Here is a 22,321-nt window from a genome sequence, read left to right as displayed (position 1 = left end):
CCCTGGGCATGGTCCGGGGCTGCCGGGTCAGCGCGGCAGCAGGTCCGACAGCGCCTCGTCGAGGGTCGGGTAGCGGAAGCGGAACCCGCTGTGCCGCAGCACCTCCGAGGTGGCGTGCCGGCCGGTCAGCCCGAGCGCCGGATCGGTGCGCAGGAGGACCGCGCCCACGGTGAGGGCGGCTGCGGGGGTGGGCGGCGACCACGGGCGGCGCAGCTGCCTGCGCAGGGTGGTCATGAGCTCCTTGTTGCGCACCGGGAAGTCGGTGGCCGCGACCACCACGCCGGTGGGCAGCCCGACCCGCGGGTCCAGGCCCAGCCCGGCGCGCACGATGGCCAGCCAGTCCTCGACGTGGATCCAGCTGAACCACTGCCGGCCGCTGCCGACACTGCCGCCCAGGCCCGCCTTGGTCAGGCCCACCAGTCGCCGCAGCGCGGGAGCATCCGGGTCCAGCACGATGGAGGTGCGCAGGATGGTCCAGTGCGTGGCATTCGCCCCCGCGAAGGCCGCCTCCCAGGGTGCGGCCACGCCGGTCATCTGTGGCAGTCCGGGCTCGGGCAGGGGTGTGCCCTCGGTGCAGCGGAGTTCCCCGGCATCGGCCCAGATGGCGGTGGTGCTCGCCTGGATCCAGTAGTCGACGGGCCGATCCAGTGTCTTGGACGCTCCCACCAGCGCGCGGGTGGAATCGACGCGGCTGCGGCGCAATTCGGCGATATTGCGGGCGGTGGGCCGGCAGTCGACGAGCTTGCCGGCGAGGTTGATCACCGCGGTGCGGCCCGGATTGCGCAGGGCGTCGGCCCACGTGCCGACGGTGCGGCCGTCCCATTCGTATTGCGGGTAGGGCAGTTCCAGCGCGGTGCGCCGGGTGAGGATGACGACCCGCTGGCCCCGGCAGGTGAGGTCGGCGGCCAGGGTGCGGCCCAGGGCGCCGGTGCCGCCGGCGATCACGACGGTGAGCGCGTCCGCGGCGGGCCGCAGCCCGGCCAGCTGGGCCAGGCGGGTGAAGCAGGTGTGGGTGTCGGTCTGCGGCAGGTCCCCGACGACCTTGCGCATGACCGCGGCCGAGGCGCCGGTGAAGGTGAGCTGCTGGCGGAGTTCGGTGCCGCCGTCACGCGGGGTGAGCACCCAGCGCAGTCGCATGGTGCCGGCGGGTTCCGGCTGCTCCAAGGTGATTTCGCGGTCGGGCACGAAGGTGGAGACGACGAACGGTTTCGCCAGCCGCCCGTGCACTGCCTCGGTGACGCGCCCGCGCGGCAGGTAGTCGCCGGTGACGCCCGCCGCGGGTGTGCCGTGCAGTGCCACCGCCGTGACGGCGGGATTCCACTCGGGCCAGCGGGCGGGATCGCCGAGGACGGCCCACAGCTGCTGCGGCGGGAGGGCGATCCACTGGGTGTACGTCGTTGTACGAGGCATGATTCCGACGCTATTACCGGCGGGCTGCGGCGGGAAGCGTGGTCTTGGTCGCAGCCCGCGCGGTGTCGTCGGGGCGGGTGTCAGCCGATGCTGGTCTGGGTGCCGAGGGTGAAGGTGTGGCCGTGCGAGGTGCAGGTCATGCCGCCGCCGTGCGGACGCCCACCGAGGCAGGTCGCGCCCGCGTAGTCGAACTGGGTGCCGGCGTACACGTTTCCGGGCGGGCGCGGCACGTCCCAGAGCTGACGGGCATTCGGATTGCCGTGCTGGCCGCCGAGGCCGAAGGTCGGGTGGGCGGGCAGGAAGGAGCCGTCGATCACGATGTCGGAGATGGGAATCAGGCCCCACAATTTGTTTCCCTGACCGAGATCGCAGGCGACATCGCCATTCGCGTGAATGGCGCACTGGGTGGCGAAATCATTGAAATACAGGGTGTCGCCCACCAGGAAATCCGAGTTGTCCGCCTCGATGACACCCGAGTCCGCCGAGGCGGCGCCGGTGCCGAGAATTGTGAGCGCGACCGCTGCCATCGCACTGCCGATAACACTACGCACGTTCATGATCATCGACCCTAGACCACCGGAACCGCTTGGCACCAGCGCGAATTCGCGTATTTCGCAATTCGGACATCGATTAACGAGGCTTCTCGATCCACCCGATTCACTAATTGATGAATGTCCCCGCACCTCCCGAAGGTGGAGCACAATAGTCGTGCGCCGCAGACGCATTCCGAACAACAGAGGCACAGATCTGGTTCGGCTGATGCCGTGGGCGACTATCGATCGCCGCCCACGGCCATGACCTCGTGTCGGCTCAGTCGACGTAGGCGCGCTGGATGATCGCCTCGGTGTCCACGCCGGTCGGCAGCGTGCCGAAGGCGATGCCCCAGTCGCCGCCGAACCTGGTGCTGCAGAAGGCGTCCGCGACGGCCTGGTGGCCGTGCCGCACCAGCTGCGCGCCCTGCAGCACCAGCGCCATCAGCTCCACCACGCGGCGCGCGCGGTACTCGATATCGGCGAAGTCGGTGAGCTCCTTGCCGATTCGGTCGATGGCCTCGTCAAGGTGGCGGTTGGCGCCGCGGGACAGGTTCAGCTCGGTGAAGAACGCCTCGACCGTCTCCGGCTGCCGGCCCATGGCGCGCAGCGCGTCCAGCGCGGCCACATTGCCCGAGCCCTCCCAGATGGACATGAGCGGGGCCTCGCGGTACAGCCGCGGCATGCCGGACTCCTCGGCATAACCGTTGCCGCCGAAGCATTCCAGCGCCTCGGCCGCGTGCGCTGGGGCGCGCTTGCATACCCAGTACTTGGTGACCGCCAGCGCGATGCGGCGCAGCGCCGCCTCGGCGGGATCGGTGCCGGCGCGATCGGTGGCCCCGGCCAGGCGCATCATGACGGTGGTCGCGGCATCGGATTCGATCACCAGGTCCGCCAGCACATTCCGCATGGCGGGCTGGTCGACCAGGTACTTGCCGAACACCTGGCGATGCCGGGCGTGGTGGGTGGCGTAGACGGCCCCGGCCCGCATGCCGGTGGCCGAGCCGATCACGCAGTCCAGCCGGGTCATATTGACCATTTCGATAATGGTCTTCACGCCCGCGCCCTCCTCGCCGACCAGCCAGCCGATGGCGTTCTCGTACTCCAGTTCCGAGGAGGCGTTGGACTTGTTGCCCAGCTTGTCCTTGAGCCGCTGGATGCGCAGCGCGTTGCGGGTGCCGTCGGGCAGCACCCGGGGCAGCAGGAAGCAGGACAGGCCGCCCGGCGCCTGGGCCAGGGTCAGGAACAGGTCGCCCATGGGGTGCGAGGTGAACCACTTGTGGCCGACGATGCGGTAGGTGCCGTCGGCGAGCGGGGTGGCGGTGGTGGTGTTGGCGCGGACGTCGGAGCCGCCCTGCTTCTCGGTCATGGACATGCCCGCGATGAGACCGGCCTTGCCGGACGGCTCGCGCAGGCCGAAGTCGTAGACGCGGGAGGCCAGCAGCGGCTCGAACTTCGCGGCCAGTTCGGGATTGTGGCGCAGTGCGGGCACCACGGCGTAGGTCATGGAGATCGGGCACATGTGCCCGGCGTCGGCCAGGCCCCAGGTGAAGAACTTGGCGGCGCGGGCCACGTGCGCGCCGGACCGGTCGTCCTGCCAGGGCGAACCGTGCAGGCCGTGGGACACCGCGGTGTCCATGAGGTTGTGCCAGTACGGGTGGAACTCCACCTCGTCGATGCGGTTGCCGTAGCGGTCGTGGGTGTGCAGGATCGGCGGGTTCTCGTTGGCCAGCCGGCCCCACTCCTGCGCGGCCGCGCCGCCCGCGAGCACGCCCAGCTCCCGCACCTCGGCCTCGGCCCAGCCCGCGCCTTCCCGGTGCAGGCCCTCGAGCAGCGCGGGATTGCGCGAATTGTCGAAGGGGACGATGGGCGGCACCTGGTTGAAGACGTCGTGCGTGTGCATTGCGGGTGACTCCTATTCGTGTGGGACGCCGCGTGATTCGGGGTGGTCGCCGGGGGCGGCCGGCTGGACACCGAGGGCGCGCAGGGCGAAGGCGACCAGTTCCGGCAGCACCGATTCGCTCTGGAGTTGTTCGGAGAGCGGGCCGACGAGCACCTCGCCGATGGCCCCGACCAGCGCGGTCGCGGAGGTGCGCGGATCCTGCGGCGGCAGTTGACCGCTGGCGATGCCGTCGGAGATGGCGGACACGTAGGTCTCGGCGAAGGCCCGGCGGAAGCGCAGGCGTTCGGCGTCGACGGCGGCGTCCACCGGTTCGGCGAGCAGCACGTAGGCGAGTTTGGGGTTCTTGAGGGCGCGGCCGGCGAAGGTCTCGACGGCGGCGGTGACCCGGTCCGGGGCGGTGCGCCCCTCCCCCGCAGCTCCGGCCGCGGCGACCGCGTCGACCTCTCGGGTGACGACCTCGCGGAAGACGGCGGTGACGAGTTCGGCCTTGCCGCTGAAGTTCTTGTACACCGTCCCGGTGGCGACTCCGGCCTCGGCGGCGACCGCCGCCATGGACAGTCCGGCGAACCCGTCCCGGGACAGCACGGTCATGGCGGCCCGCACGATCGACCCCGCCTGAGCATCCAGCCGGGCCTGGACAGCGGGGGTTCTGCGATAGGCCATACAAGAAGTGAACCACTGATTCATTTCTTGACGCAAGCCCCGGTTTACGGCGTACTGTCGGCGTCGTGACAGTACGAGTGGAGCGCAACGGACCCGTCTACACCGTGATCCTGCACCGCCCCGAAGCCCGCAACGCGGTCGACGGCCCCACCGCGAAAGCCCTGGCCGACGCCTTCCGTGACTTCGACGCCGACCCCACCGCCGCGGTCGCCGTGCTGTGGGGCGACGGCGGCACCTTCTGCGCCGGCGCCGACCTCAAGGCCCTCGGCACCGAACGCTCCAACCAGGTCACCGAGGACGGCGACGGACCCATGGGCCCGACCCGCATGAAGCTGTCCAAGCCGGTCATCGCCGCGGTCTCCGGGTACGCGGTCGCGGGCGGCATCGAGCTGGCGCTCTGGTGTGATCTGCGAATCGCGGAGCAGGACAGCACCTTCGGCGTGTTCTGCCGCCGCTGGGGCGTGCCGCTCATCGACGGCGGCACCGTGCGGCTGCCCCGCATCATCGGCGAGGGCCGCGCCATGGACCTGATTCTCACCGGCCGGGCCGTCGGCGCCACCGAGGCGCTGCAGATCGGACTGGTCAACCGGGTGGTGCCGAACGGCGAATCCCGCCGCGCCGCCGAGGAACTCGCGCTCGAGCTGGCCACGCTGCCGCAGACCTGCCTGCGCTCGGACCGCATGTCGGTGCTGGAGCAGAACGGCCTGGAGGAGTCCGAGGCCATCGCCAACGAGCTGCGCCACGGCATGAAGGCCCTGATGGACGGTGCGCTGGACGGGGCGCAGCGCTTCGCCTCGGGCGAGGGCCGCCACGGCCGCCCGGCCTGATTCGGGCTCCGGTTCGATCGGTCGCGCGAAAGCCCCGAATACGCGCGGCAGCACGCCATGGAACCGATCGGTACGCTAGCCGTTCGATGGATCGGCTGAGCGTGCTGGACGAGATCTTCCTGCGGTCGCATCGGGGCATGGGCACCCCGATCGTCCTGCAGGGACTCTGGCGTACCGCCGAACCGGTTCATCCGGCCCTGCTCTGGCGGGTCCACCGCGATCTGCGCACCGGGCCGCTCGGCCGCCGGGTGGTGCGCTCGCGGGTTCCCGGGGCACGGCCACGCTGGCAGCCGAACGAGACCGCGCACCCGTTCACCATGACGCCGGAGCCGATTCCGCGTGCGGCCGTCCTGGATTGGGCCGACCGCCAGGGCGCGGACCTCGATCCCGAGGCCGGGCCGGGCTGGCGGCTGTCGGCGGCACGCCTCGCCGACGGCGGCTGCCTGGTCGCGCTGACCTGTTCGCACGCGCTGGCCGACGGCCGCGCGCTGACCCTGGCCATCGACAACGCGCTGTCCGGCATCCCCCTTGCGGCACCCCTTGCGGGACATTCGGATTGGGCCGATGCCCGGCGGATGTGGGCCACGGTTCTGGGAGGGACCGCTCGCGCGCTGCGGCACGGCATTCCCACACGCCCGGCCGCACCCGAGGTGCGAAAGGCGGTACCGGGCACCTCGAATGCCCCGGCGCTTCCCGGAACCGCCACCACCTGCGGGACGGTGCTCGAGATCCCGGCCCGGGACTGGAACCGCGTCGCGGTCGCGCACGCGGGCACCGCCAACAGCCTGTTCGTCCATCTGATCGCGAAGATGCTGTGGTCCAGCGGTTTTCCCGCCGACACCATTGCCGCCAGCCTCCCGGTCGACACCCGCGACGAGCCGCGCGTGGACAACGACATGTCCATGACCGAGGTCGCCATCACCCGCGACGACACCCCGGCGACCCTGCGCCGCAAGGCCCGTGCGGCCTACGAGCACCGCATGACCAGCCCGGGCGGCATCCCCGAGGAGATCCTCCAGGTCATGCCCGACCGGTGGGCGTATCGGCTGGCGCGGGGCGCGGGCGAGCGAGATGTCCTGTGCTCCAATATCGGCAACCTGCCCGAGTCGCTGCTGGCGCTGGGCCCGCACTCGTGCACCGGGGTGGCGGCCCGCGCCATCCACCCCGGGCTCCGGCCCGACGCCCTGCCCCGGACCCGGCTCTCGGGGTACCTGACCCGGATCGCCGACACCTACACGCTGTCGCTGATCGGCCTGGATCCGAACGCCATCCCGACCTCAGCCGCGCTCACCGCGCTGGCCGAGACGGAACTGTCCGCGCTCGGCCTGTCCTGCACGGCCTGGTGACCGCCGCTCAGGTGAGGGCGGGGATCCGAACCCCCTGCCACGCCAGGCGTTTGGTGCGGTCCGGGTCGAGTTCGACGCGGCCGGGCGAATCGATGATCAGCGTCGCGCGCTGCTCCTCGGTGTAGGCGGGCCAGGCCGGCAGCGGAGTTCCGGTGCGGGCGAAGGCCAGCCAGTTGTCCTGGAACTGGCTCGACACCTCACGGAAGCCGCGGTGGCCGCCGAGCGCGGTCATGGCACGGCCGAAGGACGAATCGACCGCGCCGAAGACGGGGATCAGATCCAGGGCGTGCGTGGCGCCGAAACCGCTCAGATGGATTGCGCGCGGGGCGAAGTCGTAGCGGTACGCGTAGGTCGGCGCGTATCGGCTGTGCGCCTCCATGACGCGGACGGAGGGCCGCCAGAAGGTGAAGTCGCCGCCCATGCGGACGGAGGCCCGCTTGCCCGGAAAACCGGGATAGGCCGCGGTGACCCGGGATTCGACGGCCGCGCCGAACTCGGACAGCGTCTCGTGCAGGCGCTCCTGCGAGGTCGGCATGGACTGGCCGAGTCTGGTGAAGATGGGGCTGTCGCCGCCCTCGCCCAGGGCCTGGTCCACATGGCGCAGCAGCCAGCGCATGCGATCGGGGGTGGTGGGCAGGGTGTCGTCGAAGCGCACGAACAAGGTGGCCTCGTCCCGGTTGGTCCCGATGATGAGCGGCACCCGGTGCGCGGTGCCATCGGCGAACGCGGCCAGTGGTGCGGCGGGCAGGAATTCGCCGTCCACCACCGGGGCCAGCGGGAACAGGCCCGGCTGCTGGTGCATGATCCGGGCGACCGCGTGATCGACGGCCTTGCGGATGTCGTTCGCACCGGCGGTGCGCAGCGCCTTGGCGGCGTCCCCGGGGGCGATGCCGAGGTCGTCGAGGCAGCGGCGGGCGAACAGCCGGGCTTCGGTCTGACTCGGGGCCCAGTCCGCGGGCGCGCTCTGGGCGATGCCGCGGTGGAACAGCCCGGCCGCGGCGGGGGTGGCCATGAGGGCCAGCACCGCGTGCGCCCCGGCCGATTCGCCGAAGATGGTGACATTGTTCGGGTCGCCGCCGAACGCGGCGATATTGCGCTGCACCCACTCCAGGGCCGCGACCTGATCGCGCAGGCCCAGGTTGGAGTCGAATCGGCTGTCGGGCGTGGAGTATTCACCGAAGTCGACGTAGCCGAAGGCGCCGAGCCGGTAGTTGACCGACACCACGATGACATCGCCGCGGAGCGCCAGCCGGGCGCCGGAATACAGCCGCAGCGCGGAGGTTCCGATCATGTAGCCACCACCGTGGATGAACACCATGACCGGGCGGGGCGTGGCCGACGGCGCGTTCGGCGCGGTCACGTTCAGCGTGAGGCAATCCTCGCCGGTCGGCTGCGCCTGCCGCGGCCCGATCCGCGCGCCGTTCCGGTGTTGCATTGCGGCATAACCGAAGTCGGTGGCGTCGCGCACCCCGCTCCATGGTTGCACCGGCTGCGGTGCCCGGAAACGGAACTCCCCGACCGGAGCCGCCGCGAAAGGAATGGACCGCCAGCGTGAAACGCGGCGGCCCCGGAGTCCGCGAACCGTGCCGTCCGCGGTCGTGATGTCTGTCGTTGCCACCATTCACAAAGGGTAGTCCCAACTCTCGGGGGCTCCCAGGGTCTCGGACCACGGACCCCGAAGGTGGCGGGAACGGCCGACCCGCCGGCCGGGCGGGAACGGCCGGACGGCGGATGGGCGGTTACTGCAGGTAGCCCTCGACCTGGCGGGCGGGGTTGACCTGGGCCTCGTCGGGGTTGCGCCCCTGGTCCATGCGGGCGCGGCGCTGACGCAGCAGGTCCCAGCACTGGTCGAGCTGGACCTCGATCTCGGCCAGCTGGCGGCGCTCGGCCTCGGGGTCGAGTTCGCCACCGGTGGTCTTGGCCCGGAGCTCGTGCTCACGATCCACGAGTTCCTTGATGCGCGCGTGGATGTCCTTTTCGGTCATGCGGACCACTCTACGACCCGGGCCAGCGCCGCCCCCGCCAACCGAACCGCGCGTGGCAGCTCCGCCGCAGGCAGCGCGGCATATCCGAGGGCGATGCCGAAGGTGTGCCGGGCGCCCAGATGGTGGCGGGCCAGCGCGTCGAGGTGGACGCCGAGCTCACGGGCGGCGGCCACCGCGCGGTCCTCCTGCTCCGGGGTGGCGAGCGGGACGAAGACGTGTGATCCGGCGTCGTCGCCGCGCACGTCCAGGCCGCGGCCGCGCAGCTCGTCCACCACCAGGGCGCGGCGGGCCGGCATGTCGCGGCGCAGGCGGCGCAGATGGCGGGCCAGGTCACCGTGCCGGGCCAGTTCGGCCACCACCTGCTGACCCGCCGGGGCCGGGCCGGTGCCGGTGAGTTCGCGATGGGCGAGCACCGCCGCGGCGACGGCCGGATCCGCCACCAGCCAGCCGATACCGAGGGTGGGCGTGAGGATCTTGCTGGTGGTGCCCAGATGCACGACCACATCGGGGGCCAGGGTGGCCAGCAGTGGCAGCGGCGCGGTGTCGTACCGCAATTCGCCGTCGTAGTCGTCCTCGACCACGAGTGCGCCGGTGCGGCGGGCGAATTCGATGAGCTCGACCCGGCGGGCGGCGGGCATGCGCGCGCCGAGCGGAAACTGGTGCGCGGGAGTGCAATACACCAGGCTCGCATCCTCGGGCAGCAGCTCCACCCGCAGGCCCTCGGCGTCCACGGGCACCGGGACCAGCCGCATGCCCGCCGCCCGGAACGCCCCGGCCGCCCGCTGATAGCCGGGATCCTCGATGGCCACCACGTCGCCGGGCCGCAGCAGAGCCGCCGCGAGTTCGCCTGCGGCCGCGCTGGTTCCGGCGGTGGCCAGCACCGCGGTCCCACTGCCCGCGCCCAGCCCGCGATGCCGCAGCAGGTGTTCGGCGACGGCCTCCCGATAGTCGGTCTCGCCGCGCCGGTCCTTGCGGATCAACGGCATTCGATCCGAGGCGGCCCGCCACGCCCGCCGCCAGGCGGCCGGGTCGATGGCCTCGATGGACGGCGCGCCCGCGCCGAGATCCAGCAGTCCCGCCAGCGGTTCGGGCAGTTCGGGCCCGCCGGTCTGCGCGCCCACCGGTGCGGGCGCGGCCGTCAGGTAGGTGCCCGAGCCGTGCCGCCCGTCCAGCCAGCCCTCGGCGTGCAACTGGTCGTAGGCGGCGGTGACGACGGTCCGGCTCACCCCCAGCCGACTGGCCAGCTCACGGGAGGAAGGCAGCCGATCACCGCCGCGCAGCGCACCGGTGGTCGCGGCCCGGCGCAGTCCGTCGGCCACCTGAACAGCCAGCGGCACGCCGCTGTCCCGTTCGACGATGAACGGTAGATCATCGTCGACCAGCCGATTCACCCGCAAGTGGCCTCCTGATCATCCGGCAACTGGTGGATATCAGAATGCCACTCCGCGCACGACAGTGCGATCAACGATGTCCCCTGGCGGCCGAAGCTGCCGCGGAAACGAACGCATACACCACGAAACCCGTTGCAGCGCTGGTGATTGCGTAGACCAGCATGTGCCGAACGCAGTCGTAGAGACCGACGTGCGCCACCGGATCGGTTCGGGCGACGAGACCGGCGAGCACCGCCACCGCGAGCAACGCAGCCAGCGCCAGGACGCGCCGGGGATCCGGCGCGACCGGCCGGGCTCGCCGGTACCAAGCGGCGAAAAAGCCCGCGAGCAACAATATTCCGCCGATCGAGGAGATGTAGCCGATCACGTTGTACACCCGGTGCGGTCCGATCACGGACTCCCGCAACACGTCCCAGTGGCGCACGGCGGGACCGTCGGTGTGAGTGAAGGCATCCCAGGCGAGGTGGGTGAGCGCCCCGATGAGGAGAGCCGCTACGGCCGCCACCGGTCCCGGCCTGCGCGCGATGATCTCCTTGCCGATCATGCCCGAGACGGTGCCGCGCAGCGCCCACCCGATGGCCACCAGGATCGCGCCCAGCAGCACGTCCACCGGAAGCCCCCGCAGCGCATGCGTCAGCTCGCCGTCCACACCGATCCACAGGTAGTACGGAATGTCGGGCGCGATGCTCCCCGCGACAAGTCCTGGAAACCAGAGGACCCGACGCATGGGCAGCACGGCGGCCGGATGTGCGAGCGTGAACGGCACGGATCCCCCCGAAGTGGTCTGTAGATCTTGCGGAGAATTGGCTATTCAGGAATGCCATTTCCCGCTCGAAACTGGTCCCATGAGTGAGACAGCTTCGAACCGGACCCCATTGTCACCCACCCCGCGCAGCAGCCTCACCCGGTCCAGGGAGCGGGGTCGCACCGACCGCGTCGAACTGGACGCGGTCCTCGACGCCGGGCTCATCTGCCACCTGGGCGTGGTCTTGAACGGCAGCCCGGTGGTCCTCCCGACCATCTACGGCCGCGACGGCGACACGCTGTACCTGCACGGCTCCACCGGCTCCGGCAATCTGCGGGCCGCCATGACCGGCGACGTCGCGCTGACCGTGACGCACGTGGACGGCATCGTCTACGCCCGCTCCGCCATGCACTTCTCCATGAACTACCGCTCGGCGGTCATCCACGCCCGGCCGGTCGAGCTGACCGACCCGGACGAGCGCATGCGCGCGCTGCGCGTCATCGTCGAACAGGCCGCACCCGGCGCGTGGGACGCGGTCCGCTCGCCGAACAAGAAGGAGATGGCCGCGACCATGGTCCTGGCCCTCGACCTCACCGAGGCCTCGGTCAAGGTCCGCACCGGCGGCCCGCGCGACGAGCAGGCCGATATCGACACCGGTGGCGTCTGGGCCGGCGTCCTGCCGCTGCGTCAGGTCTTCGACGCCCCGATCCCGGCCGCGGATCTGGAAGCGGGAGTGGAGATTCCGGCGCACGTGCTGGACCGCCGCACCGATGTGGTGGCCGTGGTCTAGGGGCTACTTCAGCAGCCGGGACATGCGGCGATCGGCCAGGATCTTGCCGCCGGTCTGGCAGGTCGGGCAGTACTGGAACGACTTGTCCGCGTAAGAGACCTCTCGAACGGTGTCGCCGCACACCGGGCACGGCAGGCCGGTGCGGGCGTGCACCTGGAAGCCGGAACGCTTCTCGCCCTTGAGGCGGGCGGCGTCCTGGCCCACCGAGCGCAGGATGGCGTCGGACAGCGTGGCACGCATGGCCGCATACAGGCGCGCCACCTGTCCGGCGTCCAGCGAGCCGGAGCTGGCGAACGGCGAAAGCCTTGCCGTGTGCAGGATTTCGTCGGAGTAGGCATTGCCGATGCCGGCCAGCAGGCTCTGATCGGTGAGCGCGTTCTTCACGCGCTGCGAGGTGCCGCGCAGGATCTCGGCGAATTCCGGTTCGCTCACGGCCAGGGCGTCGGGCCCCAGCCGCGCGATGCCGGGCACCGAGAGCGGATCGCCGGTGATCCACACGGCCAGCCGCTTCTTGGTACCGGCCTCGGTGAGATCGAAAGCGGGGGTGGCGCCTTCAGGAGTGAAGAAATGCACGCGCAGGGCCAGCGGTCCCTTGCCGGGCTTGGGCGGATCGACCCCGGGCTCGTCGATCCACCGCAGCCAGCCGCCGCGCGACAGGTGTGTGATCAACCACAGCCCGTCGCAATCCAATCCGAGGTGCTTGCCCCAGTGCCCCACCCCGGTCACGTCGCGCCCCGACAGCGCGGTCACCGGCGGATCGAAGGTCTTCAGCACGCTCAGGGCCGCCACGTCGACCCGCCCGACCACCGCCCCGACCGCATGCTCGGCCAGGAACTGCTCGAGCGCCACAATCTCCGGTAGTTCGGGCAACGGATCTCCTCCAATGGGCGACCATTTCCGTCGTCCACCCTAACCGCACACCCCGACACCCGGCGGATTCAGCGCGCGGCGCCCGCCTGCCGCAGCAGGTAGATATCCATGATCCAGCCCTTGGCCTCGCGCAGGGCCGCCCGCCGGCGGGCGATGCGGCCCTCGACCACGCGCAGCGGGCCCTCCACGATCACCTCGTCGGGCATGCCCAGGTACGCGCCCCACCAGATGTAGACGTCGTCGCCCGGCACCTGCGTGAACGAGCACTCGCCGTCCAGCATCACCAGCGTGGACTGCCCCGGGACCAGCCCCTCCTCGCGCAGCCGCCGCCCGGTGGTGATGTGCAGCGGTTCGCCGATCTCGTGCAGCACGATGCGGTGCGCGGCGGCCAGCGCCTGCGCGCTGGTGACGCCCGGAACCACCTCGTACTCGAACTGGATGCGCTCGCGTTCGAGCACCCGCTCGACGATGCGCAGCGTGCTGTCGTACAGCGACGGGTCGCCCCACACGAGAATGCCGCCCACCCCGTCGGTTTCGGCGAAGGCCCGCTCCAGCAGCTCGGCCCGCGCCTCGTGCCAGTCCGCGACCGCGCCCTGGTAGACGGCGTCCGCGCCGCTGGCGGGCACGCCCCGGTCGCGCGGCGGGTCGATGATCTCTACTATCGAGTGCGGCTGGCGCGCGTACTCGGCCAGGATGGCCGACCGCACATCCGTGAGCTCCTGCTTCTCGGCCCCCTTGCCGATGAGAAAAAACACGTTTACCTGGCACATGGCCTTGATGGCCTGCACCGTCACCTGGTCCGGGTCCCCCGCCCCGATTCCGATCACAAACAACTTCCGCACGATGCGTAAGCTTGCCAGGCGTGGAGAGCGCCCGAGATACCCAGTACGAGGACCTGCTCCGACTGGTGCTGGAATCCGGCACGCCCAAGGCGGATCGGACCGGAACCGGCACCCGCAGCATTTTCGGGCATCAGCTGCGCTATGACCTGTCGCAGGGCTTTCCCCTGATCACCACCAAGAAGGTGCACCTCAAGTCGATCGTCTACGAGTTGCTGTGGTTCCTGCGCGGTGACTCCAATGTGCGGTGGCTGCAGGAGCACGGCGTCACCATCTGGGACGAATGGGCCGACGCGCAGGGCGAATTGGGCCCGGTCTACGGCGTGCAGTGGCGGTCCTGGCCGACCCCGGACGGCACCCACATCGATCAGATCTCGCAGGTGCTGCAGACGCTGCGCACCGATCCGGATTCGCGGCGCATCATCGTCTCGGCGTGGAACGTGGCCGAGTTGAACAAAATGGCGCTGGCCCCCTGCCACGCCTTCTTCCAGTTCTATGTGGCCGACGGCAAGCTGTCGTGCCAGCTGTATCAGCGCAGCGCGGACCTGTTCCTGGGCGTGCCGTTCAATATCGCCAGCTACGCGCTGCTGACCCACATGGTGGCCCAGCAGACCGAGCTGCTGCCCGGTGACTTCATCTGGACCGGCGGCGATGTGCACATCTACGACAATCACCTGGCCCAGGTTCGCGAGCAGCTGACCCGCGAGCCCTACCCGTTCCCGCAGCTGCACCTGCGGCCCGCGCCCACGCTGTTCGACTACGCGTACGAGGACGTGGAAATCCAGGGCTACCAGCATCATCCGGCCATCAAGGCGCCGGTCGCGGTATGAACCGGACCATCGGGCTGATCTGGGCCCAGACGCCGCGGGGAATCATCGGGCGGGACAACACGATTCCGTGGCGCGTGCCCGAGGACATGGCGCATTTCAAGGACGTCACCTTCGGGCATCCGGTGATCATGGGCCGCAAGACCTGGGATTCGCTGCCGGTGCGCTTCCGTCCGCTCGACGGCCGCCGCAATATCGTCGTGACCCGGCAGCCGGACTGGTCCGACGCCGGGGCGGAGCGGGCGGGCTCGCTTTCCGAGGCCCTGCACATGACCGGCGAGAAGTCGGTGTGGATCATGGGCGGCGGCGAGATCTACCGTGCCGCAATGCCTTTCGCGACCGAGCTGATGGTCACCGAGATCGACGCCGACATCGACGGCGACACTCTGGCGCCGGCCATCGATCGCGCGTGGCAGACGGATGCGGCCGACTGGCGCGAGTCGTCGACGGGTCTGCGGTATCGCTTCCGCCGTTATCGCCGCGCCGCCCCGGGCTTGCGGTAACGCCTGTATTCCTAGTCCGGCAATTCCTGCAAACACCGCCCCGAAACCGCCGATCGGCCCGGGTGCGTCCGGCATACTCAGCGATATTCCGGCGAAAGGCAGTCCATGGACAAGAAATCGCTGACCGCGGTTGCCCGCCAGCAACTGAAGCTGGCGGCCACCGCCTCGAGCGGGCGCAGTTCGTTGACCATCTATGGCGGCCACACCCATACCCTGCGCCAGACGGTCATCGCGATGACGGCCGGACAGACGCTGGCCGAGCACGAGAATCCGGGCGAGGCAACCCTCGTGGTGCTGAGCGGGGTGCTGGTGGTGATCAGCGGCACCAACGAGTGGAAGGGCTCGGCGGGTGACCTGATTGTGATCCCCAACGCCCGCCACAGCGTGAAAGCCATCGATGACGTGGCATTTCTGCTGACCGTCGCCAAGTAGCCCGGGGGACGCGGGCATACCGGACGGGTCGGTGGTCGGCCGCAGCGCATAAGGTGGTGCCCATGGGTGAGCCACAGCCGATCCTCGACCCGCTCACACCGGCCGCGATCTTCCTCGTCGTCACCATCGACGAGGGTGGCGAGACGGTGGCGCGGGATTTGCTCGCAGATCTGCCCGGGTTGCGTCGCTCCGTCGGATTCCGGGTGCCCGGATCCGGCCTCGCGTGCATCACCAGCATCGGGTCCGCCGCCTGGGACCGCCTCTTCTCCGGGCCGAAACCCGCACAGTTGCACGAGTTTCCGGGTTTCATCGGTGAGCGGCACCAGGCCCCCGCCACGCCGGGCGACCTGCTGTTCCACCTCAAGGCCGAAACCCAGGACGCCTGTTTCGAATTGGCGATGAAGATCGCCGAGCGGCTGTCCGGCGCGGCCACCATCGTGGATCAGACGGTCGGCTTCCGCTATTTCGAGCAGCGTGATCTGCTCGGATTCGTGGACGGCACCGAGAATCCGGAGGGACAGCTCGCCGCCACCGCCGCGCTGGTCGGCGACGAGGATCCCGAGTTCGCCGGTGGCAGTTACGTCATCGTGCAGAAGTACCTGCACGATCTGGGCTCGTGGAAGGCGCTGTCCACCACCGAACAGGAAAAGGTCATCGGGCGAACGAAACTCGACGACTTCGAACTTTCCGACGCCGACAAGCCCGCGAATTCGCATGTGGCCGTGAACGATCAGGACGAGATCGGCAATATCGTGCGTGCCAATATGCCGTTCGGCTCGATCCAGGACGGCGAATTCGGCACCTACTACATCGCCTACGCCGACGACCCGGCCATTACCGAGAACATGCTGGTCCGCATGTTCCTGGGCACGGCCGACGCCGCCTACGACCGCATCCTGGATTTCTCCACCGCGGTCACCGGCACCTCGTTCTTCGCCCCGCCCGCGGGATTCTTCGACGCGCTGCCGGACGCACCCGCGCCGGCGGCGGCCACCCAGCGGGAATCCCCCGACGGCAATGGCGTTGCGTCCGGGGACGGGTCCCTGGGCATCGGAGCCTTACGCAATCGTTGAACCGGCGCTACGGAATCGTTGAACCGAACGGAGCTGACGCATGAACAACCTGCATCGCGAACTCGCGCCCATCACCTCGGAGGCCTGGTCGGCCATCGAGGAGGAGGCGACGCGAACCTTCAAGCGGCACATCGCCGGTCGCCGCGTGGTCGATCTGTCCGGCCCGCACGGCACCGACTACTCCGCCGCCGGACTGGGCCGCACCTCCACCATCACCTCCCCCGGTGACGGTGTACAGGCCCGCCAGCGCGTGGTGCTGCCGCTGGTGGAGCTGCGGGTGCCGTTCACGCTCTCCCGCGAGGAGCTGGACAATATCGAGCGCGGCGCGCACGACGCCGATCTGGATCCGGTGAAGACCGCGGCCAAGAAGATCGCCTTCGCCGAGGACCGCGCCATTTTCGAGGGCTATCCGGCGGCCGGGATCATCGGCGTCCGGGCCTCCACCTCCTGCGAGCCGGTGAAGCTGCCCGGCGACCCGCGCCTGGCCCCGGAGGCGGTGGCGCAGGCGCTGAGCAAGCTGCGGCTGGCGGGTGTGGACGGGCCGTACTCGGTGCTGCTGTCGGCGGATCTGTACACCGCGGTGAGCGAGACCTCCGATCACGGGCACCCGATCCGCACCCATATCGAGCGGCTCATCGACGGTGACATCATCTGGGCGCCGGCCATCGACGGCGCATTCGTCCTGTCCACGCGCGGCGGCGATTTCGATCTGCAGATCGGCCAGGATCTGTCCATCGGCTATCTCTCGCACGATGCCGAGACGGTGCAGCTGTACTTCCAGGAGAGCCTGACGTTCCTGGTGTACACGGCCGAGGCGGCGGTCCCGCTCGAGGCGTGACCAGCTGATCCGAGGCGAGACTAGGTGAGCCGGAAGCGGTTTCGATACTCCGTCGGCGTGGTGTCCAGTACGCGCCGGAAGGCCCGGGTGAGGGTGTCGGTGGTGTTGAAACCGCTCAGGGTCGCCACCCGTTCGAGCGTGTGATCGGACGTTTCGAGCTGATTGCGCGCGAATTCGACTCGGGCGGACTCGATATAGGCCGCCGGGGTGGCGCCGAGATCGGTCTTGAAGATGCGGGTCAGCTGCCGTTCGCTGACATGGGCCTGCGCCGCCAGATCCGCGACCGTCAACGGCTCGGCGAGATGGCGGGCGATGTGGTGGCGCAGGTCGTCGATCCGGCGCGTGGTCGAGATGGGTTCGAGTGACACGCTGAACTGACTCTGCCCGCTCGGCCTTTTCAGGAACATGACCAGCTGCCGCGCCACGCGCAGTGCGAGGGCGTCGCCGAAATCGTCGGCGACCAGTGCCAGGGCCAGATCCAGGCAGGCGGTGAGTCCCGCACCGGTCCAGACGTTCTGGTCGCGAATGAAGATCGGATCGGCGTCCACGGTGACGGCCGGATGTTCCGCCGCGAGCTGCTGTGCGGTGGACCAGTGTGTGGTGGCGCGCTTGCCGTCCAGCAGCCCGGCGGCGGCGAGAATGTGCGCGCCGACGCAGACCGAGGCGACGCGGCGGCTGTCGGCGGCCAGCTTCGCCACCCACGCCACCACCCGCGGGTCGCTGAGCGCGCGCACCCGGCCGTCGCCGTCCACCTCCACCGAGCCGGGCACCACCAGCGTGTCGATCGCGCGCCCGGCGAGGTCGGCGAAGGTGATGTCGGGCAGCACTCGGACTCCGGCGGAGGTGGTGACGGGGTCGAGGGTCTCGGCGGCCAGCGCCACCTGATACCCGGTGTCCCCGTTCATCTCTCGCTGGAGCAGCGCGAAAACCTCCGGTGGCCCGGTCACATCCAGCAGATCGACCCGGTCGAACAGCACGATGACGACGAATCGCGCCGGTGCAGCCACGGTTCCTCCCTCCCTCGGCATGTCCGAATCTGCAGGCTACATGACATTTCCGACACTCCCGCCGGCCCATAGCGTGGAAAACGTCCACCGCACAGGGCGGTTCGGATGTGCAAACCCAGGAGGATCTCCATGCCCGCGCAGACCCTGCGTGACCTCAGCGGCTTCGATCAGACCCCGGCCACCCTGGCCGACGCGACCCTGATCCTCGTCGACTACCAGAACACCTACACCCGCGGCGTGATGGAGCTGACCGGCTGGCAGCCCGCCCTCGACGCCGCCGCCGACCTGCTGGCCCGCGCCCGCCGGGCCGGCTCGGCGATCATCCACATCGTCAACGACGGCGGCCCCGGCACCCCCTACGACATCACCGCCGACATCGGCGCGATCCACCCCGCCGTGGCCCCGGTCGACGGCGAACCCGTTGTCGTCAAACAGGTTCCGAACGCCTTCCACGACACCGACCTGGCGGCCCGGGTGGACGCCGCGGGCAACAAGAACCTGATCATCGCCGGCTTCATGACCCACATGTGCGTCACCTTCACCACCGAGGGCGCCTTCCTGCGCGGCAACCACCCCACCGTCGTGGCCGATGCCTGCGCCACCCGCCCCCTGAAGTCGGCCGTCGGCGAGGTGACTGCCGGACAGCTGCACGACAGCGCCCTGGCCACCATCGCCGACCTCTACGGTGTCGTCGTGGCCTCCGCCGCCGAGCTGAACTGACCCTCGGGCCCGCCGGGTGCCGCGTCAGGGCTGACGGGGCATCGCGCGGCTGGTGTGCAGGTAGCGGGCAGCGGGGTCACCGTCTCCGTTGATCAGGCCGTACACGGCGTGGCGGCCACGGACGGGGCGCGCCGCGATCAGGGCGTCGGAGCGGAGATGTAGAAGTTCCATGCGGTCCGGGGCGGAGACCAGGGCCGCTTCCGCCGTCAGGGGAATCGTGGACAGCCAGGCCCGGCCATCGGGGTCGACGTCGATGGCGTGCTCGTACATGACCGAGCGGTACCGTCCGCTGACCCGCGCCGCATCCACCGGTTCGGGCCGGGCGGGCGGCACGGGCCGGGCGGGCAACCGGATACCCGCGTTCACCCACAGCAGGTCTCCGACCAGATCCTGGTAGAGCGCGAACGCGTCACCGCCGTTGGCCAGCAAGGCGATTGCGACGCCGGCGGCGGGCGCGATGCGCAGGAAGGCGTTCTGGCCGATAGTGCTGCCGTCGTGCCCGAACAATCCGGTTCCGGCGGGATCGAACAGCTGCCAGCCCAGGCCCCAGTGGGTGCCGTAGCCGATATCGGGCACCTCGACGTGCGGCCGGGTCATCCCCTGTACCGCGGTCTCCGGGAGGATGGGGACGCCCTCCACGGTGCGACCGCCGGACAGGTGCAGCCGGGCGAATCCCAGCAGATCGCGCGCGGACATCGCCAGCCGCGCGCCGGCCGGAGCATTGGAGGCCGGAAGCGCCCAGACCGGCGTGGGTTCCGGGCCGGCGCCCGGCGCGGAACCGATATGCCCTACCGCGGCGCGGAACAGGATGGCCTCGTCGGCGTCGGTGGCCACCCGGGTCAGCCCGAGCGGGGTCACCAGCCACTCCCGCAACACCGCGTCGAAAGGCTTGCCGCGCAACACTTCCAGTATTCGGCCGAGCAGCACGTAGCCGCTGTTACAGTAGGAGAACATGTCGCCGGGCCGGTGCACCTGCCCGGCGTCCGCGATGGCGGGCACGAACTTCTCCACCGCGTCCGCACCGCACCCGGTGTCCAGGAACAGGTCGCCGTCGATGCCCGAGGTGTGGCCGAGCAACTGCCGGACCGTGATGACCGCCGCGGCCGCCGCGTCGCGCACCTGGAACTCGGGCAGGTACCGGCGCACCGGGGCGTCCAGCTCGATCAGCCCCTCGGCGGCAAGCTGCATGATCAGCGTCGCGGTCCACGCCTTGGTGACCGAGCCGATCTGGAACACCGAATCCGTGGTCGCCGCAACACCTGTCGCGGTGTTCAGCACCCCGGCCGCCGCGTCCCTGATCTCGCCGCCGACCAGCACCGCCACTTGCGCGCCGGGGACTCCGTGCTCCTCGATCGAGTCGGCCAGTCGGCGCTCGAGGTCGACGGCGTGCGGCATCGGTCGCTCCTTCAGGTGCTGCGGGACCACCGGTAGGCGGTGGTAGAGGCACGGTAGGTCGACAAGGGTGCCGATGTCGAGATCGGCTGGGAATCCTCCGGTTTCGACCCCCCTCAGGAGTCCATCTGCATGACGTAGAAGCGGTTGTCGTCGGGGTCCCGGAAGGCGAACATGAGCGGCGCGGAATCCCAGTCCAGCAGCGCGCCGACGGTGAGGCCGAGGCCGGCGAGCGCGGCATGGGCGGCGCGGGCATCCGTGGTCGCGAGCCGGATCCCGGTGTCGATGCCCGCGGGCAGTTCCGCGGACGCGCGCACCAGCGCCAAGGAGGCCGTCCCGCCGGGCAGCGACATCTCTATCCAGCGGAAGCCCGGCTGCAGTTCGGCGTCCATGCGGGTCGCCAGCCCGAGCCGCTCGAGCAGCGCCTTGGTCCGGTCCTGATCGGTCACGGGCACCGCGATATTGACGACGGCGGTGAAGGTCGATTGCGTCATGCGAATGAAGACGATCCGTCCGCGTCGAATTCATCGGCGATGCGCACCGGCGGGTACGGTGACCGGCAGTCGGTTTCGGGAGGCGGAATGACGATGGTGCGGGCGGGCGTGGTGCCGGGGCGGCGCATGGCCGGGTACGTGGCCGCGGGGATACTCGTGGTGGCCGTCGTCTGTGCGGGCACCGTCGGGGTTTTCGGGCTGAATCGAGTGTTCACCGGGCTGTTCTTCGGCGCGGCCGCCGCGGTGGGGCTGATGGTCGCGCTGTTCGGGCGGGACCGGGTGGAGCTGACCGAGGATGCGATCGTGCGGCGGACCCCGTGGGGTGCCTCGACGGTGGCGTGGGATCGGGTGGTGGCCGGACGGTTCGCGCTGGACGAGAAGGGCCGCTGGACCCTCGCACTGGATCTCAACGGCGGCGACGAGCCGCATCGGGAACTGGTGCTGCTGTCCATCCCGCCGGTGCAGCGGCCCATCGCCAGCGCCTACGACATGCGCAAGCGTGAACAGGTCGACGAGATTCGAACCATGTTGCGGCACAGGCGGATTCCGGTGACCATCCTGCCGGAGATCGCCGATGCCCTACAGCGGCACTGGAAGATCGCCCCGCCCACCCGCTGAGCCCGCACACCTAGGGGATCTCCCGGAGCGACCGGCGACCACAGGACGATGCATCCGCCCCGGTCACAGCCCGAGAATCCTTGGTGTGGCTGGTGATCGCAGCGTCCTCTACGGAACCTCACAGCCACGGCGGATCGGATGCACAGCCGCAGGTGTGAGGGTGATGATCGTGGCGTTGAGCGTTGTGGCGGAGGACTTCCGCCAGTATGGATGGACGATCGAGACGACCGGCGACGGCGTCGACTTGATCACCGGCGAGCAGATCGCGGCCATCGAACTCACCGGGTCCGTCGCTGCCGGGGTGCGCCGATACCTGCGCGCCAACAACCTCTCCGGCCCGGTCATCGAGGTCCCGGGTCCGCAGCGGCGGGAAATCCATCTGGTCGTCGGCGTGGCCAAGGCCGCGCGGGCCATCGAGAGCCTGCGCGCCGCGGGGGCGACCGTGCACACCGACGGTGACCGGGTCCCGCTGCCGCAGCCGGGCCGCGGGACCGCGTGGAGCGTCATGCCCCACGAGGCGCGCTGGGTGCCGCCGGTGGTCGCCATCGCCGCGGCCGTGCGCGCCGTCGCGGCCAGCGACCGGGCGCGGCTGCGGACCGTGGCCTGCTGACACCGGCCCGACGACAAGGGCGCCCGCGCCTCCCGCGCTACCGCCGCTGGCTAGGGTGGGACGGGTGATTCGCACCGCGGCACTGGCGCATATCCGGGATCGTCGCATGTTGCAGACCCGGTCCACCGGCAAGGACGTCTTCTATATGGCGGGCGGCAAGATCGATCCGGGTGAGACCCCGGAGATGGCCCTGCACAGGGAGATTCACGAGGAACTCGGGGTGGCCGCCACCGGCGTCAGCGAACTGGGCGTGTTCGAGGCGGAGGCCTACGGGCACGCGCCCGGCACCCGCCTGCACATGACCTGCTTCCTCGGCGAGCTCACCGACGAGCCGCGCCCCTCCGGGGAGATCGCCGAACTGCGCTGGTTCACCCTCGGCGAATACGCCGCCATGAACGCGGTCGCCCCCGGCTCGCTGCTGGTCTTCCGGCGGCTGCACGCGCTCGGCCTGATCGACTGACCCTCGCACTGTAACCACCCGCGCTATTTCTGAATGGCAACTACGCCA

General features: G+C 70.1%; 25 protein-coding genes. 12 read left to right on the top strand and 13 right to left on the bottom strand.

The annotated features are described in order from the left end of the window. Positions 1-27: 27 nt before the first annotated feature. The 4 genes from ACFXN1_RS07770 to ACFXN1_RS07755 all read right to left on the bottom strand — a co-directional run bounded on the left by ACFXN1_RS07770 (position 28) and on the right by ACFXN1_RS07755 (position 4,506). On the bottom strand, positions 28-1,410 hold the full coding sequence (locus tag ACFXN1_RS07770) for a DUF1731 domain-containing protein (protein WP_379437816.1): 1,383 nt from the start codon (positions 1,408-1,410) through the stop codon (positions 28-30). An 80-nt stretch (positions 1,411-1,490) separates the two neighbouring features. Continuing rightward, positions 1,491-1,967: a hypothetical protein gene (locus ACFXN1_RS07765; protein WP_364614348.1), complete on the bottom strand. Its 477-nt coding sequence runs from the start codon at positions 1,965-1,967 to the stop codon at positions 1,491-1,493. A 253-nt stretch (positions 1,968-2,220) separates the two neighbouring features. Then, positions 2,221-3,843 (bottom strand): acyl-CoA dehydrogenase family protein, encoded by a 1,623-nt coding sequence (locus ACFXN1_RS07760; protein ID WP_379437817.1) that lies wholly within the window; start codon positions 3,841-3,843, stop codon positions 2,221-2,223. 12 nt (positions 3,844-3,855) lie between these two features. Next, positions 3,856-4,506 carry a TetR/AcrR family transcriptional regulator gene (locus ACFXN1_RS07755; RefSeq protein ID WP_379437819.1) on the bottom strand — a complete coding sequence of 217 codons (651 nt, stop codon included), beginning with the start codon at positions 4,504-4,506 and terminating at the stop codon, positions 3,856-3,858. Between the two features lie 65 nt (positions 4,507-4,571). Between ACFXN1_RS07755 and ACFXN1_RS07750 the strand changes: the two genes are divergently transcribed. Together ACFXN1_RS07750 and ACFXN1_RS07745 are read left to right on the top strand one after the other, a co-directional pair. Beyond that, complete coding sequence (locus ACFXN1_RS07750) at positions 4,572-5,333, top strand: crotonase/enoyl-CoA hydratase family protein (protein WP_379437821.1); 762 nt, start codon at positions 4,572-4,574, stop codon at positions 5,331-5,333. 86 nt (positions 5,334-5,419) lie between these two features. Next, positions 5,420-6,679 carry a hypothetical protein gene (locus tag ACFXN1_RS07745; RefSeq protein WP_379437822.1) on the top strand — a complete coding sequence of 420 codons (1,260 nt, stop codon included), beginning with the start codon at positions 5,420-5,422 and terminating at the stop codon, positions 6,677-6,679. Between the two features lie 7 nt (positions 6,680-6,686). Here the strand turns inward: ACFXN1_RS07745 and ACFXN1_RS07740 are convergent, their stop codons facing one another. The 4 genes from ACFXN1_RS07740 to ACFXN1_RS07725 form a co-directional block, all read right to left on the bottom strand. Next, positions 6,687-8,300, bottom strand: a complete 1,614-nt coding sequence (locus ACFXN1_RS07740) for a carboxylesterase/lipase family protein (RefSeq protein ID WP_379437824.1) — start codon at positions 8,298-8,300, stop codon at positions 6,687-6,689. A gap of 118 nt (positions 8,301-8,418) precedes the next feature. Beyond that, positions 8,419-8,664 (bottom strand): DUF2630 family protein, encoded by a 246-nt coding sequence (locus tag ACFXN1_RS07735; protein ID WP_354836333.1) that lies wholly within the window; start codon positions 8,662-8,664, stop codon positions 8,419-8,421. After that, positions 8,661-10,055 carry a PLP-dependent aminotransferase family protein gene (locus ACFXN1_RS07730; protein WP_379437869.1) on the bottom strand — a complete coding sequence of 465 codons (1,395 nt, stop codon included), beginning with the start codon at positions 10,053-10,055 and terminating at the stop codon, positions 8,661-8,663. Before ACFXN1_RS07730 ends, ACFXN1_RS07735 begins: the two co-directional genes overlap by 4 nt. Before the next feature lie 70 nt (positions 10,056-10,125). Continuing rightward, a complete protein-coding gene (locus tag ACFXN1_RS07725) occupies positions 10,126-10,821 on the bottom strand; it encodes a DUF4184 family protein (RefSeq protein ID WP_379437826.1) in 696 nt (231 codons plus the stop codon). Positions 10,822-10,900: 79 nt separating this feature from the next. Here ACFXN1_RS07725 and ACFXN1_RS07720 point away from each other — a divergent pair, with 79 nt between their 5' ends. After that, positions 10,901-11,590: a pyridoxamine 5'-phosphate oxidase family protein gene (locus tag ACFXN1_RS07720; protein ID WP_379437827.1), complete on the top strand. Its 690-nt coding sequence runs from the start codon at positions 10,901-10,903 to the stop codon at positions 11,588-11,590. Between the two features lie 3 nt (positions 11,591-11,593). Here ACFXN1_RS07720 and ACFXN1_RS07715 read toward each other — a convergent pair whose 3' ends face one another. Next, on the bottom strand, positions 11,594-12,460 hold the full coding sequence (locus ACFXN1_RS07715; protein ID WP_379437829.1) for an Fpg/Nei family DNA glycosylase: 867 nt from the start codon (positions 12,458-12,460) through the stop codon (positions 11,594-11,596). Positions 12,461-12,528: 68 nt separating this feature from the next. Then, on the bottom strand, positions 12,529-13,302 hold the full coding sequence (cobF, locus tag ACFXN1_RS07710) for a precorrin-6A synthase (deacetylating) (RefSeq protein ID WP_379437830.1): 774 nt from the start codon (positions 13,300-13,302) through the stop codon (positions 12,529-12,531). Between the two features lie 20 nt (positions 13,303-13,322). Between cobF and ACFXN1_RS07705 the strand changes: the two genes are divergently transcribed. The 5 genes from ACFXN1_RS07705 to ACFXN1_RS07685 all read left to right on the top strand — a co-directional run bounded on the left by ACFXN1_RS07705 (position 13,323) and on the right by ACFXN1_RS07685 (position 16,972). Beyond that, entirely contained in the window at positions 13,323-14,129 is an 807-nt protein-coding gene (locus ACFXN1_RS07705; protein WP_379397283.1) for a thymidylate synthase, read from the top strand. Beyond that, entirely contained in the window at positions 14,126-14,629 is a 504-nt protein-coding gene (locus ACFXN1_RS07700) for a dihydrofolate reductase (RefSeq protein ID WP_379437832.1), read from the top strand. The genes ACFXN1_RS07705 and ACFXN1_RS07700 overlap by 4 nt, the downstream gene beginning before the upstream one ends. 105 nt (positions 14,630-14,734) lie before the next feature. Beyond that, positions 14,735-15,061 carry a cupin domain-containing protein gene (locus ACFXN1_RS07695; RefSeq protein WP_354836345.1) on the top strand — a complete coding sequence of 109 codons (327 nt, stop codon included), beginning with the start codon at positions 14,735-14,737 and terminating at the stop codon, positions 15,059-15,061. 62 nt (positions 15,062-15,123) lie between these two features. Then, positions 15,124-16,134, top strand: a complete 1,011-nt coding sequence (locus ACFXN1_RS07690; RefSeq protein WP_379437834.1) for a Dyp-type peroxidase — start codon at positions 15,124-15,126, stop codon at positions 16,132-16,134. Between the two features lie 40 nt (positions 16,135-16,174). Next, the gene (locus tag ACFXN1_RS07685; RefSeq protein ID WP_354836349.1) at positions 16,175-16,972 is read left to right on the top strand and encodes a family 1 encapsulin nanocompartment shell protein; all 798 of its coding nucleotides are present in this window, start codon (positions 16,175-16,177) and stop codon (positions 16,970-16,972) included. Between the two features lie 20 nt (positions 16,973-16,992). Here ACFXN1_RS07685 and ACFXN1_RS07680 read toward each other — a convergent pair whose 3' ends face one another. Continuing rightward, positions 16,993-17,979, bottom strand: coding sequence for a GlxA family transcriptional regulator (locus ACFXN1_RS07680; protein ID WP_379437835.1), 987 nt, complete (start codon positions 17,977-17,979; stop codon positions 16,993-16,995). A 129-nt stretch (positions 17,980-18,108) separates the two neighbouring features. On the opposite strand from ACFXN1_RS07680, the gene ACFXN1_RS07675 reads away from it, so the two are divergent. Next, positions 18,109-18,699, top strand: a complete 591-nt coding sequence (locus ACFXN1_RS07675; protein WP_379437837.1) for an isochorismatase family protein — start codon at positions 18,109-18,111, stop codon at positions 18,697-18,699. Between the two features lie 24 nt (positions 18,700-18,723). On the opposite strand, the gene ACFXN1_RS07670 is transcribed toward ACFXN1_RS07675, so the two are convergent. Next, the gene (locus ACFXN1_RS07670; RefSeq protein WP_379437839.1) at positions 18,724-20,094 is read right to left on the bottom strand and encodes a serine hydrolase domain-containing protein; all 1,371 of its coding nucleotides are present in this window, start codon (positions 20,092-20,094) and stop codon (positions 18,724-18,726) included. 113 nt (positions 20,095-20,207) lie between these two features. Next, positions 20,208-20,585 (bottom strand): glyoxalase, encoded by a 378-nt coding sequence (locus ACFXN1_RS07665; RefSeq protein WP_379437840.1) that lies wholly within the window; start codon positions 20,583-20,585, stop codon positions 20,208-20,210. An 87-nt stretch (positions 20,586-20,672) separates the two neighbouring features. On the opposite strand from ACFXN1_RS07665, the gene ACFXN1_RS07660 reads away from it, so the two are divergent. From ACFXN1_RS07660 to ACFXN1_RS07650, 3 genes are all read left to right on the top strand, one after another. Beyond that, complete coding sequence (locus tag ACFXN1_RS07660; RefSeq protein WP_379397267.1) at positions 20,673-21,203, top strand: hypothetical protein; 531 nt, start codon at positions 20,673-20,675, stop codon at positions 21,201-21,203. 163 nt (positions 21,204-21,366) lie between these two features. Continuing rightward, positions 21,367-21,813: a hypothetical protein gene (locus tag ACFXN1_RS07655; protein ID WP_379437842.1), complete on the top strand. Its 447-nt coding sequence runs from the start codon at positions 21,367-21,369 to the stop codon at positions 21,811-21,813. 64 nt (positions 21,814-21,877) lie between these two features. After that, positions 21,878-22,273, top strand: coding sequence for an NUDIX domain-containing protein (locus tag ACFXN1_RS07650; RefSeq protein WP_379397264.1), 396 nt, complete (start codon positions 21,878-21,880; stop codon positions 22,271-22,273). Positions 22,274-22,321: the final 48 nt, after the last annotated feature.

The organism is Nocardia sp. NPDC059154 (assembly GCF_042755705.1).
Lineage (GTDB): Bacteria > Actinomycetota > Actinomycetes > Mycobacteriales > Mycobacteriaceae > Nocardia.
This window is presented reverse-complemented; position numbering and strand designations above follow the sequence as displayed.